Source organism: Pseudobutyrivibrio sp. 49, from assembly GCF_900100545.1.
Lineage (GTDB): Bacteria > Bacillota > Clostridia > Lachnospirales > Lachnospiraceae > Pseudobutyrivibrio.
Genome location: NZ_FNDP01000013.1, coordinates 1 through 16,203, shown reverse-complemented (window position 1 = coordinate 16,203; position 16,203 = coordinate 1). Strand labels below are relative to the sequence as shown.

Genomic DNA, 16,203 nt, shown 5'->3' with positions numbered 1-16,203 from the left:
TATGTTTTTTATTTTAATAAATGGAGGACAGAACCTATGCCAGAAAGAGAAGAGATTCGTGATGATTCTATGGATTTGAAAACTAAACAGATGCTGGAGAAAAATAGGCTAGCCAGATACTGTGGAACAATTACTTGTCTGGCTTTGATTTTTTGTACGGTAAGGTCTCTAGTAATAGATGGAATGAATGTGCTGGATTTCATTCGACTTGCTGTTACAGTTTTAGATATAATTCTTTTCCAGGTTACATATAAAATGTATGGAGAGAAATATAGATATAAATATGTGGTGACGCTTTCAATGGTGGCAATGTTCGTCCTTAACATATATGCACCAAATGATCGCAACATGTATATCTTTATGTATACAATCATTTTGATTGTAATGATATATGGTGAGGCCAGTACAGTACGAATTGGTTGCTTTATCGCAAACTTCTGCTTAATCACTTCGGGCTTTATGGAGCTCAGAAAAGGTAATATTACAGGCCGTGAGCTTGTTACGGAGATGGTATTCAGTTTGATTGCATGTACCATTTCGGTTGTAGTATGTAAGCAGCAGCGTCGTCAGACGACTGAGGTTCTTGATACAATTAAAGAAAATGCTGCAGAGATTAAAGAAACATCTGATACAATCGTTGAATTGGCAGAGCAGTTAAATCAGAAATTTGTTGAGGCAAATGAAGTTTCCGACAGACTTAACGAATCAATGGAAGCCACAAACTCTTCAGTTAATGAGATTGTTGAGGGTACAAAGAATACAGCAGAGGCTATTGAGAATCAGACAAATAAGACTGCAGTTATTCAGGAAAGCATTCAAGCTGTTGAGCAGGAAGCTAACAACATTGATGATGTATCTGGTCGTGTAGAGGAATCTGTTAACGAAGGTGTTGATCTTATTAATCAGCTTAAGAGTCAGGCTGAGGAAGTAGCAAAGATTAACCTGGAGACAGCTTCAACTACACAGGCATTAAATACAAGTATTCAGGATGTACAAGCAATTACAGAGACAATTCTTGGTATTTCAAGTCAGACAAATCTTCTTGCTCTTAATGCATCTATCGAGGCAGCAAGAGCTGGTGAGGCCGGCAAGGGCTTCGCAGTAGTAGCTGATGAGATTCGAGCTCTTTCTGAAAGTACACGAGAAGCTACTGAGGAGATTTCAAGAATCATCGAAAGACTCACAAGTGATGCACGTTCAGCATCGGCAGCAATGTCAAAATCAGCTGAGTATGCTCAGAAGCAGAATGACCTGATTTCTGAGACAGGAACAAAGCTTGATGCAATCAAGGAAGGTTCTGATGAGCTTAGAGATGGTGTTGTTCAGGTAAAGGGCTCAGTTAGTGAGGTTCTCAGTGCAAATACACAGATTATGGATAACATTACAAACCTTTCTGCAACATCACAGGAGGTTGCAGCAGCCGCTGATACAGTAGGAGCTGTAAGTGATGATGCCATGGATGCTCTCCGCAATATGAACGATACCCTTGAAGTAATTAATAAGATTGCTAGAGAAATGGAAGAGATGGCACTGAAGTAAACTAAATAATGAACACTGAGAAGGCACTGTTACGCTCTCAATCCTGAGGTATTACTCCGTCGAGCTGAAGAAAGCTCTCCTTGAGTAACACTCAGAGATTGATAGCTACAGTGCTTTTATTTTGCACATTAATTTATATTAGAGTAGAATTACTTCATAATCCATTTATTCGTGTTGGGAGGAAATACATATGGCAGACAGACCAGTATCAAGAAAGAAGAATGTAACCGGTTCTGGTTCGGCTAATCGCCGTGGTAGTGGACTGGGAAGCGGTCCCGTAGGCGGAGGTTCAGGCGGTCATGTGCCAGGAGGTTCTGGCTCTGGAGGTTTTAGTGGAAATCGTGATGGTGGCTACGGAGGAGGCGGTGGTCTTGGAAAGCTTATTATCATTGCACTTGTAGTATTACTTGGAGGAGGCGGTGGCCTTGGTGCTTTTCTTGGAGGCGGATCAGGCGGAACTGGTACAGGCTCTCTTTCTGGGGATAGTGCTACAAGTACCATAAATACAATTGGTACGATGGCGTCTCTGCTTCTAGGTAGTGGAGGCTATACGAGTACGGCTGCCAGTGGAAATTCCAGCTGGAGTAGCAAGGCAAACACTGGTGTTTTGGATGAGACTGTAGCTGATGGTGCCAGAGATAAATATACTGTGCTTAAAGGGGACGGTAAGGACACAACTACTATCATGGTATATATGTGTGGTACTGACCTGGAGTCCAGAGGAGCCATGGCTTCAAAGGATATGCAGGAGATGCTTAATGCTACTGTCGCAGATAATATCAATCTGATTGTTTACACGGGAGGCTGCGCTGGTTGGAAGAATAATTTTGTAAGCAACAAAACTAATCAGATATACCAGATTAAAAATGGGAAGATGAATTTGATTAAGGATAATCTCGGTGATCTTCCTATGACTGATCCTAATACTCTTTCAAGCTTTATCAAGTGGGGTGCTCAGAATTATAAAGCTGACAGATATGATCTTATTTTCTGGGATCACGGCGGTGGCTCAGTAACTGGCTATGGTTATGATGAAAAGCATCAGAATGCAGGCTCCATGGATATTGCAGAAATCAACAAGGCACTTACTGATGGTGGTTTGAAGTATGATTTTGTAGGCTTTGATGCATGCCTTATGGCTACAGTGGAAACAGGCCTTATGCTGGATGCCCATAGTGATTACATGATTGCATCAGAGGAAACAGAGCCTGGTATCGGCTGGTATTATACAAACTGGCTTACAGAGCTTTCAAAGAATCCATCTATGTCTACCTTGGAGATAGGCAAGATTATCGTAGACGATTTTGTGGCTCAGTGTAATCAGCAGTGCGCCGGTCAGAAGACTACATTGTCTGTAGTTGATTTGGCTGAGCTTACAGCAACCGTGCCAGAGGATTTAAAGAGCTTTGCAGATTCGACAGCAAGTCTTATCGACAAGAAGGAATATAAGGTTGTTTCAAATGCCCGCTCATCAACAAGAGAATTTGCCACCTCTTCAAGAATAGATCAGATTGATTTGATTGATTTTGCAATCAAGATGGATAACGAGTCTGGAACAGAGCTGGCGTCATCTCTTAAGGGGGCAGTAAAGTACAACAAGACATCAAGCAATATGACTAATGCCTACGGTCTTTCAATCTATTTCCCATATCGTCAGACCAGTAAGGTGGACAATATGGTGGATACCTATGATGAAATAGGTATGGACGAAAGCTATAGTAACTGCATTCAGAAGTTTGCATCGATGGCTTACTATGGACAGAATTCAACAACCTATGATTCGAATCCAGCCAGCATGCTGTTTGGTGCGGGAAATACAGATTATAACACTATGAATTCGCAGGCAATTGCCAGCATATTAAATGCCTATCTATCCTCTTCAGGTAGTTCATCTCCGAGATTTTTGAATAATGGAGTATCGGTAGATGATGCAGCAGAGTATATAGCAAATAACAACATTAGTAATGTTGCAAATATGGAATGGACTCTGAATTCTGCTGGGCAGCAGGTAATCTCTTTAGATGAAGATCAGTGGGAGAACGTGCAGGAGATAGAATTCTCTACCTTCGTTGATGATGGCGAGGGTTACATCGACCTTGGTCTTGATAATGTATTTGAGTGGGATGAGAACAATAATCTTATCGCAAATACAGATAGAAGCTGGCTTGCAATCGATGGTCAGATAGTGGCTTATTATCACATCGATACTACTGGTGATTCTAGCAATTATACAATCACAGGACGTGTCCCAGTACTCCTTAACGATGAGAGAGCAGATTTGATTCTTGTGTTTGATAGCGAGCATGAGGATGGCTATGTGGCAGGTGCTACCTATGACTACAAGGATGGTGAGACAGAGGTTATTGCAAAGAATCTTACAGAGCTTGAGCCTGGGGACACACTTGATTTCATAAGTGATTATTATGATTATAGTGGCAGATATACCGATAGCTATTTCCTTGGCGAGCAGATGACAGTTAGCACTGCCATGGAAGATATGAAGATTTCAAATCTTGTAATTGAGGATAAGGATATATTGATTTCATATGTCTTTACCGATATATATGGTAACAGCTACTACACCGAGGGACTATCGGAGTAGCTGATGATTCTATTCTATAGATGTGTGGAGACTTCATGCTGATGTAAAGGAAACATCAGCATGAATCCTGCACAGCAGGACATAATTCCTAAAGGAATTTTGGTCAGAGTAAAGTATGAGTTTTTCTGATGAAAAACTCATACTTTCAGAAGTCCAGACAAGATCCACAGCGACTTGTACCGGACTTTTGACACATATGAATCTATGTGATAGAATTCATGTGCTGTTAAATTTTTATCAATTAAATTAGCTTGCAAAAAACTGTTTTAACAGGAGGAGACCCGCCTAAGGGCTTCTACCAGAAGGAGGAAACATATGCAAAGCAACAATTCTAAGACCTATGAGCTTGTGCTCACAGCGTTATTCGTAGCCATTATTGTAGTTATGGCTTCAACACCACTCGGATATATTCCACTCGTAGTTATCAATGCAACAACACTTCATATTCCAGTTATCATTGGTTCTTTATTCTTAGGACCAAAGAAGGGAGCTTGCCTTGGCGGAGTATTTGGTATCACAAGCTTTATCAAGAGCTCACTTACACCTACTCCATCAGCTTTCGCATTCTCACCAGTGGCTGCACTTACAATGCTTCCACATGATACTGTAGGACAGGCAATCGCGCTTGTTTTCAAGAGCACATTCATTGCTATCGTTCCTAGAATTCTTATTGGTGTAGTTCCTTATTTTGTATACGTAGGAATCAAGAAGGCAATCAGCTCAGAGAAGAAGGTAGTTTACGGTTCAATCATCAACGTAATCATCTCTTTCATCATGGGATTTGGTGTATTCGCTTTCTTCAATAAGATGATTTCTGAAGGTAAGGTAGGATTTTCAGTTACAGCTGCTCAGGTAATCGGCGCTGTTGTTGGAATCGCAGTATTCGTAGCTATCGAGTATTTATTTATGAATAAAGATGCTAAGGCACTTGGATTTATCACAGCTGGTATTTCTGGTGCTATGACAAATACACTTCTTGTTATGGGAAGCATCTATGCATTCTACAGAATCCCATATTCAGAGGTTCTTCAGATCGACCCAAGTGCTCTCATGGGAGTAATTGGCGGGATCATCAGCTTCAACGGTGTTATCGAAGCAATCGTTGGTGCTGTAATCGTTTACCTTGTTGGCATTGTACTTGATAAGATTAAGCCAGCAGGTGTATATTCAGGAAAGAAGTCTGGCAAGGTTCAGGCTGTATCAGAGGTTAAGACTGCTGAGTCTATGGCTCAGTAGGAGACTTCATCAAGTAAGCTAAGATATAAAACAGCAATACGATAGTCCGGAGGTAATAAGGAATTATGTTAAAGGGTAAATGCGTGGTACTTGGAGTAACAGGCTCCATTGCAGCATATAAGATTGCAAATCTTGCATCAGCCTTAGTGAAATTAGGCGCTGATGTTAATGTCATCATGACTAAAAATGCCACCAATTTTATCAATCCAATTACCTTTGAAACATTAACTAGCAATAAATGTCTTGTGGACACTTTTGACAGGGATTTTAAATTTAATGTTGAGCACGTGGCTTTGGCAAAGCGTGCAGACATTTTCATGGTGGCACCAGCCAGCGCTAATGTCATAGGGAAGATGGCACATGGAATCGCTGACGATATGCTCACTACTACTATTCTTGCAGCAAAGTGCAAGAAGCTTGTGAGCCCAGCCATGAACACAAACATGTTCACAAATCCTATCGTGCAGGACAATTTAGAGATATTGAAGAAATATGGCTTCGAGATTATTCAGCCAGCAAGCGGATATTTGGCATGCGGTGATACTGGTGCAGGAAAGATGCCTGAGCCAGAGGTATTATTACAGTACATACTTAGAGAAATCGCTTTCGACCACGACCTCGATGGGAAGAAGGTTATGATAACGGCAGGGCCTACTCAGGAGGCAATTGACCCAGTCAGATACATTAGCAATCACAGCACTGGAAAGATGGGCTATGCTATCGCTAGAGCGGCAATGCTTAGGGGAGCAGAGGTTACACTCGTAAGCGGTCCAGTGGCTATCCAGCCACCTATGTTTGTAGATGTAGTGAATATCAAGAGCGCTGCCGAGATGGCTGAAGCAGTGAAGTCTCGAGCAGGGGAGATGGATATAATAATTAAGAGTGCAGCAGTGGCTGACTATCGACCAGCAACTGTAGCTGCGGAGAAGATAAAGAAAAAAGATGGCGAAGCTTCTTCTATTGAGCTTGAGCGCACAGAAGATATTCTTTCTTACCTGGGCGCAAACAAGAAGTCAGGCCAGTTTATTTGCGGATTCTCCATGGAAACGGAAAACATGCTGGAGAATTCCAAGGCCAAGCTCAAGAAAAAGAATGTGGATATGATTGTAGCTAACAACCTGCGCACTGCAGGAGCAGGCTTCGGCACCGACACCAATGTGGTTACATTAATCACAGCGGACGATGCCCGTGAGCTTCCTATCATGTCTAAGGACGATGTAGCCCAGGCTATATTGGATGAGATAGTTAAATAATTATGATTGATTTGGACCCATGCGAGCATGGGTCCTTTTTGGGTTAGAGTTATTAACGCTTTACAATTGTGTAACATCATGGTATTCTGTAACGGTTCATTAAGAACCATTCATTAGACTTATATTTTTTATGGTTTGCGAAGTTCATTCGCAGATAATTTCCCACATTTTCTTAATATTATAGGTGTTTGCTGAGTGTTTTTGGTTGGCACAGGTGGCTGTAAGAGCTGGTAAGCATATAATTTTGGAGATTATTGAAAAATTATATGCTTGGAAGGCGATTTTGGTCTTTGGGAAAGGGCAGGCGCGCATATAATTTTGAAGGTCTTTATGAAATTATATGCTTGGAAGGTGGGTTTTGGCTTGTGGAAAGGGCAGGCGCGCATATAATTTTGAAGGTTTTTATGAAATTATATGCTTGGAAGGTGATTTTGCCCATTGGGAAAGGGTTAGTGCACATATAATTCTAAAGATTTCTGCAAAATTATATGTGCAAGGGTAATTGTGAAGAAGATGTAATGGTAGTTATGGAGTAGCATGAAAGAAAATAGTAATAAGAATAAGATTTTATTTGATGATAGATATATAGAGAACATAGCGGCGCGAAGGCTCTGTGTTGAAGAATTGATAAAGGATTTGGAAGGAGAAATAAAAAAGGCTCCAGAGGGATCATTAAGGATTGTAGATAAAAAGAGTTACGTGCAATATTACTGGTGCAAGGATTGTAAAGATACTAATGGAGTGTATATTCCAAATGAAAAAGTCTACATAGCTAAGGCTTTGGCACAGAAGGAATATAACAGGAAAGTGTTAAAGCTGGCGCAAAAGGAGAAAAGTATCATTTCCAAGTATGATGCGTTCTTAGGAAAAGAATCTTATCAGAAGATATATGATGATATGCGTGATGCTAAAAAGAAGATTGTAGAGCCAATACATCCTGAGATGAATGAGTTTATTCAGTCATGGCAAGCTGAAGAATATGAGCCGATGCCATTTATGGATAATACGGAGTTTTATTCAACAAATGGAGTGAGGGTTCGATCAAAATCTGAGTTGATAATAGCTAATTTATTGGAACAATATGATGTTCCCTATAAGTATGAGAAGCCCCTAATACTAAAGGGAAAGGGAACAGTTAGACCTGATTTTGTGTGTTTGAATAAAAGCCAAAGGAAGGAATATATTTGGGAGCATTTTGGGATGATGGATGATTATGATTATGCTAACAAGAATATCTTGAAGCTTAATGTGTATCAGCAAAATGGATATTATTTAGGGGTGAATATGATTGCATCCTTTGAGACTTCTCAACAACCAATTAGCTCGAGAAATATTAAGAGCATGATTGAGAAATATCTTCAGTAATTGTGATAATTCCGTGTAATCATGGCAAATCGTTGAATATAGCCACGGTTAAACCTATAATATTCATATAATAACATTTGGGTATTTTCGCTTTATTGTCTATACATGGGGAGTTGGGATGAGGAAGCAAGGGTTCAAGCAGGTAGAGAATTACATCGAGCTGTTTCGGAAGCTCTGTGAAGGTGTTTATCAGGAGCTGAGTAAGAAGGAGTCTGGGATTTCTAAGGCCTGTGAGTACCTGGAATTGGCACAACAAAAGGCCATAGATTTAGGAAATTATATAGAGGAAACTGAAGGTGAGGGACATAAAACAGTATCTCATCTGGAAGAATTTTGCGAAGTTCTCTTTCAGATACATGAAGAAATTCAATCTGACAGAGGACTTTCTGCGTCTTCGGCGAAAGGAAGAATAGAGCATTGTATAAACGAAATTGATAAAAGTGCACACACAGATATCCTTATAAGAAAAGTGGTAATATTTCTGCCCTACAAAGCATCTATGTGGGATTCATTGGAGTCGGTGTGGATGAAAGCAAGGGATGATGAAAATATCGATGATTTTGTGATACCGATTCCTTACTTCGAGAGAGATGCTGAAGGTGGATTGAATAAGATGTTCTATGAGGGCAATCAGTATCCCGATTATGTGCCGGTAACAGACTTTCAGGAGTTTGATTTTGCGGGGGTTCATCCCGATGAAATATACATTCATAATCCGTATGATGAGTGTAACTACGTCACAAGTGTGCATCCATTTTTCTATACACAGAATCTAAAAAAATTTACAGATAAGCTAATTTATATTCCTTATTTTGTATTGGAGGAGCCAGATTTGGATAACGAAGTGGAGATGGAGCATATATACAATTTTGCTTTGACTCCAGGAGTGGTTTATTCAGATGAGGTTATCCTGCAGTCGGAAAAGATGAAGCAGGCATATGTTCAGTGTCTTGTAAAAAGGTTTGGTGAGGAGAGTAGAGCAACTTGGGAGAGCAAAATCAAGGGAACAGGATCTCCAAAGTTTGATCGAATCCTAAAGCTAAAGGAACAGCCGCAGGAGATACCGGAGGAATGGAAAAAGATTATATATAAGCCTGATGGCACAAAGAAGAAAATCGTCTTTTACAATACAGGCGTTGTAGCCATCCTTAATCAGGAAGAAAAGATGATTAAGAAGATAAAGGATGTATTTGAGGTTTTCAAGGAAAATAAGGATGATGTGGCGTTGTTGTGGAGACCGCATCCGCTTATTGAGGCTACCTTGGAAAGTATGGTGCCAGATATTTTGGAGGAGTACAGGGAGATAGTAAAGCAATATAAGGCTGAAGGATGGGGGATTTATGATGACACCTCCGATATGAACAGGGCGATAATTATTAGTGATGCCTATTATGGGGATGGCAGTAGCATAGTACAGCTTTATGAAAAATTGGAAAAACCGATAATGATACAAAATACAGAGGTTTTGTGTTGCGAATAATGTGATTGTGGGAGAGGGGAGCTATGGAGTTTGAATTAAATGCGTCTATGATGTGCGCTAACTATGGTCACTTGGCACGGGAGATAAATGAACTGGAGGAGGCGGGAATTGATTCCTTTCATATCGATATTATGGATGGTCGATTTGTGCCTAACTTTGCAATGTCGCTGAACGATTTGAGCTATATTGCAAGCGTGACATTTAAGCCGATGGATGTGCATCTCATGGTTGAGCACCCAAATAACACCATTGATTTGTTCATCAGAAATCTTCGTAAAGGCGATACGATTTACATTCATCCTGAGGCTGAGTATCATCCTTCCACAACTTTGCAGAAGGTTATAGATGCAGGGATGGTGCCAGGAATCGCCATAAATCCAGGCACAAGTATCGAGACAGTTAAGGAGATGCTGAAGATTGTAGATAAAGTTCTGGTAATGTCGGTAAACCCTGGTAACGCTGGACAGATGTATCTTCCATATGTAGGTGAAAAAATTGATAAGTTACTGAAATTAAAAGAGCGATATGGCTTCAAGATTTACTGGGACGGAGCGTGCTCGGGAGGTAAGATTTTGGAATTTGCGCCGAAGGGTGTAGACGGCTTTATCCTTGGAACAACCTTGCTTTTCGGAAGAGGAAGAACCTATAAGGATATCTTGGCAGATATAAGGAAGTTGAGAATATGACGATTGCGATAGTTCTTTCCGGTGGAACGGGCAGTAGAGTGGGGGCGGTTGTTCCAAAGCAGTATATAGAAGTGAATGGGATGCCGGTAATACTCTATTGCATAGAAACGCTGGACGAGAGTGAAAAAATTGATCAGATACAGATTGTTGCTGAGGCTGAATGGCAGGATAGAATTATGGACTGGCTGGATGCCTTTGGTTTGGATGCAAAGATTCTCGGCTTTTCAGAGCCAGGTGAAACAAGACAGGGTTCCATTTTAAATGCGCTGAAGGATATCTGCGATGTGGCGGAGGATGATGATTATGTTTTTATTCATGATGCTGCAAGACCGTTGTTGTCGCTGGATTTAATAAGGGAAACTGTTGATGGAATAAAAGGTTATGATGGGGTGATACCTGTGCTCCCGATGAAGGATACGGTATATCTTTCAAAGGATGGGCAGAGTATTTCATCATTATTGGAGAGATCTGAGGTTTTTGCTGGACAGGCACCTGAGATGTTTGTTTATGGGGAATATTGTAAGGCTAATAAGGTATTGGAGGATTCAGGCAGAATCAGAGCAATAAATGGCTCTACTGAACCAGCCGTTTTGGCGGGAATGAAAATCCATATGATAGATGGAGATGAGAGGAATTTCAAGATAACAACACAGGCAGACTTGGAAAGATTTGTGGAAATAGTGAAGCAGGATGAGCAGTAAACCAAGGGTTGGTAGAGGATATTGGGATGAAAGCTTTAGTCTTGAAAGATATTGGAAAATTAGAAATAGAAAATATTGATAAACCTTCTCCGGAGCCGGGGGAGGTTTTAGTTAGTGTGAAGGCTTGCGGAATCTGTGGGTCTGATATCCCAAGGGTGTACAAAGATGGTGCCCACAATATGCCACTGGTAATCGGTCATGAGTTTGCGGGAGTAGTGGAGTCCTGTGGTGAAGGCGTTGACGAGAAGTGGATTGGAAAGCGAGTGGGTGTATTTCCGCTGATTCCATGTGGAGAATGCGAGTGCTGCAAAATTCGTAAATACGAAATGTGCAAGAGATATTCCTATAATGGCTCCCGTCGAAATGGTGGATTTGCTGAGTATGTTACTGTTCCAGAATGGAATTTGATTGAGCTACCAGAGACAGTGACTATGGAGCAGGCAGCTATGTTTGAACCTATGGCTGTGGCGGTGCATGCAATCAGAAGAGTGAATCCATCCAGCGAAGATGCTGTGGTAGTGATGGGACTTGGAACCATCGGGCTGCTTGTTATCATGTTCCTTTTGGATATGGGTGTGAATAATATTTTCGCCATAGGGAATAAGGATTTCCAAAAGAAGCTGGTGATGGAACTAGGTGTACCAGAGGAGCATTACTTTGATGGCAGTAAAGATAATGCGGCTGAATGGATTATCGCAAATACGAATTATTTGGGCGCAGATGTTTTCTTTGAATGTATAGGAAAGAATGAATCATTAGCTGTGGGTATCGAGGCCGCGGCACCACTAGGAAAGATTTGTACAGTGGGAAATCCTTATTCGGATATGGGATTGGATAGAGATGTTTATTGGAAGATTTTAAGGAATCAGCTTACGCTGACGGGTACATGGAATTCGTCTTTTACGCATGATATATCGGATGATTGGAATTATGTTATTCTAAGATTGCAGCAGGGTGCTGTTCATCCAGAAAAATTGATTACCCATCGATTTGGGATGGATGAGATTTTAGAAGGCTTTGAAATAATGCGCGATAAAAGGGAAGAATACGTAAAGATATTAGGAATTATTTGACTTAGCCGTACGGCTCATTATATAATGAGAAGGAGAGGAATTAGCCGTACGGCTAAATTTATATACAAAATCAAGAATTTCGCCGCACGGCGAAGAGGTGAATATGAAAATTACAGATTCAAAATCATTTGGAATGGCTATAAGAGAAAGAAGAAAAAAACTAGGTTATACGCAGAAATACATTTCTGAATTTACAGGGGTAAGTGTGAGTTTTTTGTCAGATTTAGAAAATGGAAAAAAGACTATTGAACTGGATAAGGCTTTAAAAATTGCAAACTTGCTAGGCCTTGATATGGAAATAAATGAGAGAGGTTAAATGATGCGAGAGCTAAATGTATTTATAGAAATAAATGGGCGACAGATATTTGTGGGACAGATAGTTGGTGAAGGCTATTTGGACGCTAGATTTAAATATTGTAAGGAATATTTAACTAGTAGTAATGCTATGCCTATATCAATATCTCTTCAGTTACAAGAAGAATATTTTTCTGCATCTCAGACTAAGAATTTTTTTGAAAGTCTTTTGCCTGAAGGATTTTCTCGAAAAGCAGTAGCTGAATGGATGAAAACGGATGAAAATGATTATATTTCCATTTTGGCAGTACTTGGAAAAGAATGTTTAGGTGCTATCAAAATAATAGAAGGTGACGGAGATGAACAAGCCGCTTATGTCAGATTATCAGAAGAAAAAGTAAAGGCACTTGCAGCAGAGGGAGCAACTAAATCAACAGAAATACTTATAGAAACACATCTTTCGCTAACAGGAGCAACAGGAAAGGTGGGGCTTTATTATAACGAGGCTGAGAATGCTTGGTATTTACCAAAGGGTGATGCTCCAAGTACACATATTGTTAAACAGAGTCATGTTCGCTTGAAGCAGATAGTAATAAACGAGCAATTATGTATGAAAGCAGCAAAAAGAATGGGGATAACTGTGTCTGATAGTTTTATTATTTGCCCAGATATTAATGCAGATGAAGAACTATTATATGCTACAGCAAGATACGATAGAGTTCTTTCTGAAACTGATTTTATAGATGGATTACAGCGACCATACAGGCTGCATCAAGAGGACTTTGCGCAAGCATTGGGAATATTTGCTGCAGAAAAATACGAGAAAAATCCATCAGGTTACATGGCGAGAATGTTTGATTTGATTAGAAATAATTCATCTAGTCCACTGGAGGATCAAGAAGCACTACTGAGAATGATCATTTTTAATTATTTAATAGGAAATACGGATTGCCATGTAAAAAATTTTTCGTTGCTTTATGGAAAAGATTTAAAATCAAAACGATTGGCACCAGCATATGACATAGTTGCTACAAGAGTGTACAAAACTACCCCAGAGATGTCATTTTTTATTGGAGGAGAGTTGGATATTGAAAAAATAAATAGAAATAGTTTTGGCAAAGCAGCATCGGAGATAGGAATATCAAAAAATCTCGTGCTAAGAATCTTTGATGAGATGGCAAATGAGATAGAAAAATCTATACAAGCAGCTGGGGAAGAATTGTGTAATGCTGGATTCATGAATGCTAAAGGGATTGGGAAAGCGATAAATGAGGGAGTAAGGAGAAGATTGTAAAACAATCAAAATGATGGTATAAGGTATGGATAATTGTATTACAGGTCCAGGTCCTATTGCAGTTTTACATGAATTTAAATTTTGGTCATATAAATGATATTTCAAGGCGGTGCGGCAGCAGCGCCTTTTCCTATACCAAAATATATTTCAAGAAAATTCGCAACATTCTGTGAAAACAGGAGTATTTTCCGACAGAATAATGTAAAATAGCATAAAGGGTGGAATACCCTCGAAAGATAGTGGTTTATCGCAGATTGAAAAATAAATATTGATAGGGCGCCAAAAAAACTCCTTGAAACGTTCCCACAAAAACAGAACAAAGTTTTCTCGCAAAATGCCAAAAACAGCTACGTAGTTTTTGTGAACTGTTACAAAAGATTTAAAATGATGAAAAAGTTAACACTTTTTTAACAGATAGGGTTTATTATAAGCACACTCACACCGATATAGATACTATAAGGGGGTGAGTCGCGCGGAACAAGTGTGTAAAGAAGTAAAACTAAATATGGTAAGAATGGAGAATGAACACAGAAGAATTTGGAGGGCTTAGACGTGTCAGATAATACAAACAGCAAGGGAAGTAACGGTTTGAAAATTGCGATAGCAGTTGGCGTAGTAGTTATAATCGCTTTGTTGGGAGTAATAATCTTCCTATTAGTAGGAAGGCACAAAGAAGAGCCTGAAAAGAGAAATGTGGTAGTCACTCAAGACAATGTAGAAGACGTTGTTCAAGAAATGGCTAGCGAAGATTACATTGAGCCAGGATATTATGAGGCATCAATGAGCACAACATGGACGTTTGCTACGGGTTCCGACGTTTCGGATGATGCATATGTTGCAAATGTTGAAGGAAACACCAATGATGTGTACTTTGATGTAGTTTTGGCTGAGGACGAAGACCAGGTAATATATAAGTCTCCAGTTATCCCAATAGGAGGAGAACTTCAGAATATTGCCTTGGATACTCCATTAGAGGCAGGTACGTATGATTGTGTATGTATTTATCATCTTATTGATGAGGAACAGAATACAATTAGTACACTGCGTGTAGGTATCACAGTTAAAGTGAACCAATAAGATTGAAAACTTAATATTGGGGAACGTATTAACAAGCACCTCGCCATGGATGGTGGGGGGAGGTTATGTTTTCAAGGAGGAAACTTTATGAAGTTAAAAAGAATTTTGGCAGTTGCTATGGCAACAACTATGGTATTGGGAATGTCTATGACAGCATTGGCTGCTGATGGAGATGCAACTGGAAACGGATCATCTGAAGGTAACGGAACATCTGAAGGTCATGTTGAGCAGAAACATATGAATGTTGTGCTTCCAACAAATGTAGAAAATGTTTTTGCATATACAATTGATCCAGAAAGATTGATTCAGACAACAAAAGGCGGAAAGTATGATGACGGAACAGTATTCCCTGAAGCTGAAAATGATAAGGGTGTTTATTTCCTTGTAGGGGAAAAAACATATGCTAATACTAGTAAAGAGTTACAGGTTATAAATAAGTCTAGTGCTGATGTTAAAGTATCATTAACAGTTAAGACTGTAGCAAATGCCGGAAGTACAGATATTGCTCTTGCAGATGCAGCGCTAGATGGTAGTGAGGAAGATCCAACATTATATTTAGCAGCAACAATTGGTGAAGGTGAAAATAAAGCTACACAGATTCTTTCAGGAACACCACAAACAATTGATAGAAAGTTGGAAGGTACACCATCAAACTATGAGATTATTGTTGGAGAAAATGCTTCCCATGAGAAAGAATATCAGTATAAGCAGAAGACATCAGGTTTGGCAACTTGGAAAGCATTAAAATTCTCTGTTTCAGGTGCTGTAACAGAAGGTTTAGCTATTGATGATGACACTACAGCTCCAAAGATTAATGTTACATGGTCATTTGCTGAACCAACATCTACAGACACAAATCTTTCTACTGACGGTGTTGGTACATATAGTGAAATACCAGCAACTTCATCAGCTGGTGCGATTACAGTACCTTCAACAGGTGGTGCAACAGTGGCTATTACGGTGGGAGAAGATGGAGCAGTTCCAACTTCTTTGACAAATACATGGTATAGCGGAAATATGCTTGAAATGACAAATGGATATGGTGCAGCTTATGATGAGTCAACTAATGTTATTACATTCGAAAGTGGTATAACAACTCACTTGAAGGATAGTTCAGATCAGTATCACGCAGATGCTGTTGGAGCAACTTATACTATAACATTCACTCCAGAAGAAGGTGAACCATATACACAACAATTAACAATTGCTGAATAAATATAGGATTATTAAAGGGGGTTCCCAAATATGGGAACCCCCTTTTCTTGTTTGCGCGCCATGGGCGCGCTCTAATGGGTGAAAGTCCCGAACATGCCCAGATAGTGGGAAGTGTATAGCCGAACAGCAAGGGTGTCCATTGTGAGGTGGAATCTGAAGGAAGCTGTAAGCAAATCTCCGGTCCGACGGACAGAAATCACATATAAGGCTAGGCTACGAGAGATAAGTTGGCAAGGAACAACGAAGTCTAATAACTATCACATTTGTAGTAGCAGAGTAAATGTGGCGGATATATGGAGAGAAAGAGCGTGCACCTTAAGCGTGGAGGTCTCACAGAGATTTCATTAGCCTAGTAACAACGAACTGTGAGAAGTCAGCCGAACCCATA

13 protein-coding genes are annotated in these 16,203 nt (G+C 40.0%); all 13 read left to right on the top strand.

Annotation, left to right across the window (positions count from 1 at the left end; genetic code table 11):
• The first annotated feature begins 36 nt into the window (after positions 1–36).
• The 13 genes from BLP54_RS11035 to BLP54_RS10970 all read left to right on the top strand — a co-directional run bounded on the left by BLP54_RS11035 (position 37) and on the right by BLP54_RS10970 (position 15,815).
• Positions 37–1,539 carry a methyl-accepting chemotaxis protein gene (locus BLP54_RS11035; protein ID WP_090169630.1) on the top strand — a complete coding sequence of 501 codons (1,503 nt, stop codon included), beginning with the start codon at positions 37–39 and terminating at the stop codon, positions 1,537–1,539.
• Positions 1,540–1,729: 190 nt separating this feature from the next.
• Positions 1,730–4,141 carry a clostripain-related cysteine peptidase gene (locus BLP54_RS11030; protein ID WP_090169628.1) on the top strand — a complete coding sequence of 804 codons (2,412 nt, stop codon included), beginning with the start codon at positions 1,730–1,732 and terminating at the stop codon, positions 4,139–4,141.
• Positions 4,142–4,456: 315 nt separating this feature from the next.
• On the top strand, positions 4,457–5,377 hold the full coding sequence (locus BLP54_RS11025; RefSeq protein ID WP_090169625.1) for an ECF transporter S component: 921 nt from the start codon (positions 4,457–4,459) through the stop codon (positions 5,375–5,377).
• A gap of 65 nt (positions 5,378–5,442) precedes the next feature.
• Positions 5,443–6,630: a bifunctional phosphopantothenoylcysteine decarboxylase/phosphopantothenate--cysteine ligase CoaBC gene (gene coaBC / locus BLP54_RS11020; protein WP_090169622.1), complete on the top strand. Its 1,188-nt coding sequence runs from the start codon at positions 5,443–5,445 to the stop codon at positions 6,628–6,630.
• A gap of 537 nt (positions 6,631–7,167) precedes the next feature.
• A complete protein-coding gene (locus tag BLP54_RS11010) occupies positions 7,168–7,995 on the top strand; it encodes a hypothetical protein (RefSeq protein ID WP_090169618.1) in 828 nt (275 codons plus the stop codon).
• Positions 7,996–8,113: 118 nt separating this feature from the next.
• On the top strand, positions 8,114–9,475 hold the full coding sequence (locus BLP54_RS11005; RefSeq protein ID WP_090169616.1) for a hypothetical protein: 1,362 nt from the start codon (positions 8,114–8,116) through the stop codon (positions 9,473–9,475).
• A gap of 23 nt (positions 9,476–9,498) precedes the next feature.
• Entirely contained in the window at positions 9,499–10,161 is a 663-nt protein-coding gene (locus tag BLP54_RS11000) for a ribulose-phosphate 3-epimerase (protein ID WP_090169614.1), read from the top strand.
• Positions 10,158–10,862 (top strand): IspD/TarI family cytidylyltransferase, encoded by a 705-nt coding sequence (locus BLP54_RS10995; RefSeq protein WP_090169612.1) that lies wholly within the window; start codon positions 10,158–10,160, stop codon positions 10,860–10,862. Before BLP54_RS11000 ends, BLP54_RS10995 begins: the two co-directional genes overlap by 4 nt.
• A 26-nt stretch (positions 10,863–10,888) precedes the next feature.
• Positions 10,889–11,935: a galactitol-1-phosphate 5-dehydrogenase gene (locus BLP54_RS10990; protein WP_090169610.1), complete on the top strand. Its 1,047-nt coding sequence runs from the start codon at positions 10,889–10,891 to the stop codon at positions 11,933–11,935.
• 103 nt (positions 11,936–12,038) lie between these two features.
• On the top strand, positions 12,039–12,251 hold the full coding sequence (locus BLP54_RS10985) for a helix-turn-helix domain-containing protein (protein ID WP_090169608.1): 213 nt from the start codon (positions 12,039–12,041) through the stop codon (positions 12,249–12,251).
• Complete coding sequence (locus BLP54_RS10980; protein ID WP_207646783.1) at positions 12,252–13,523, top strand: type II toxin-antitoxin system HipA family toxin; 1,272 nt, start codon at positions 12,252–12,254, stop codon at positions 13,521–13,523.
• Between the two features lie 552 nt (positions 13,524–14,075).
• Positions 14,076–14,600, top strand: coding sequence for an EGFR-like transmembrane domain-containing protein (locus tag BLP54_RS10975; RefSeq protein WP_090169605.1), 525 nt, complete (start codon positions 14,076–14,078; stop codon positions 14,598–14,600).
• Positions 14,601–14,687: 87 nt separating this feature from the next.
• A complete protein-coding gene (locus BLP54_RS10970) occupies positions 14,688–15,815 on the top strand; it encodes a hypothetical protein (RefSeq protein WP_090169601.1) in 1,128 nt (375 codons plus the stop codon).
• The last annotated feature ends 388 nt before the right edge of the window (positions 15,816–16,203 follow it).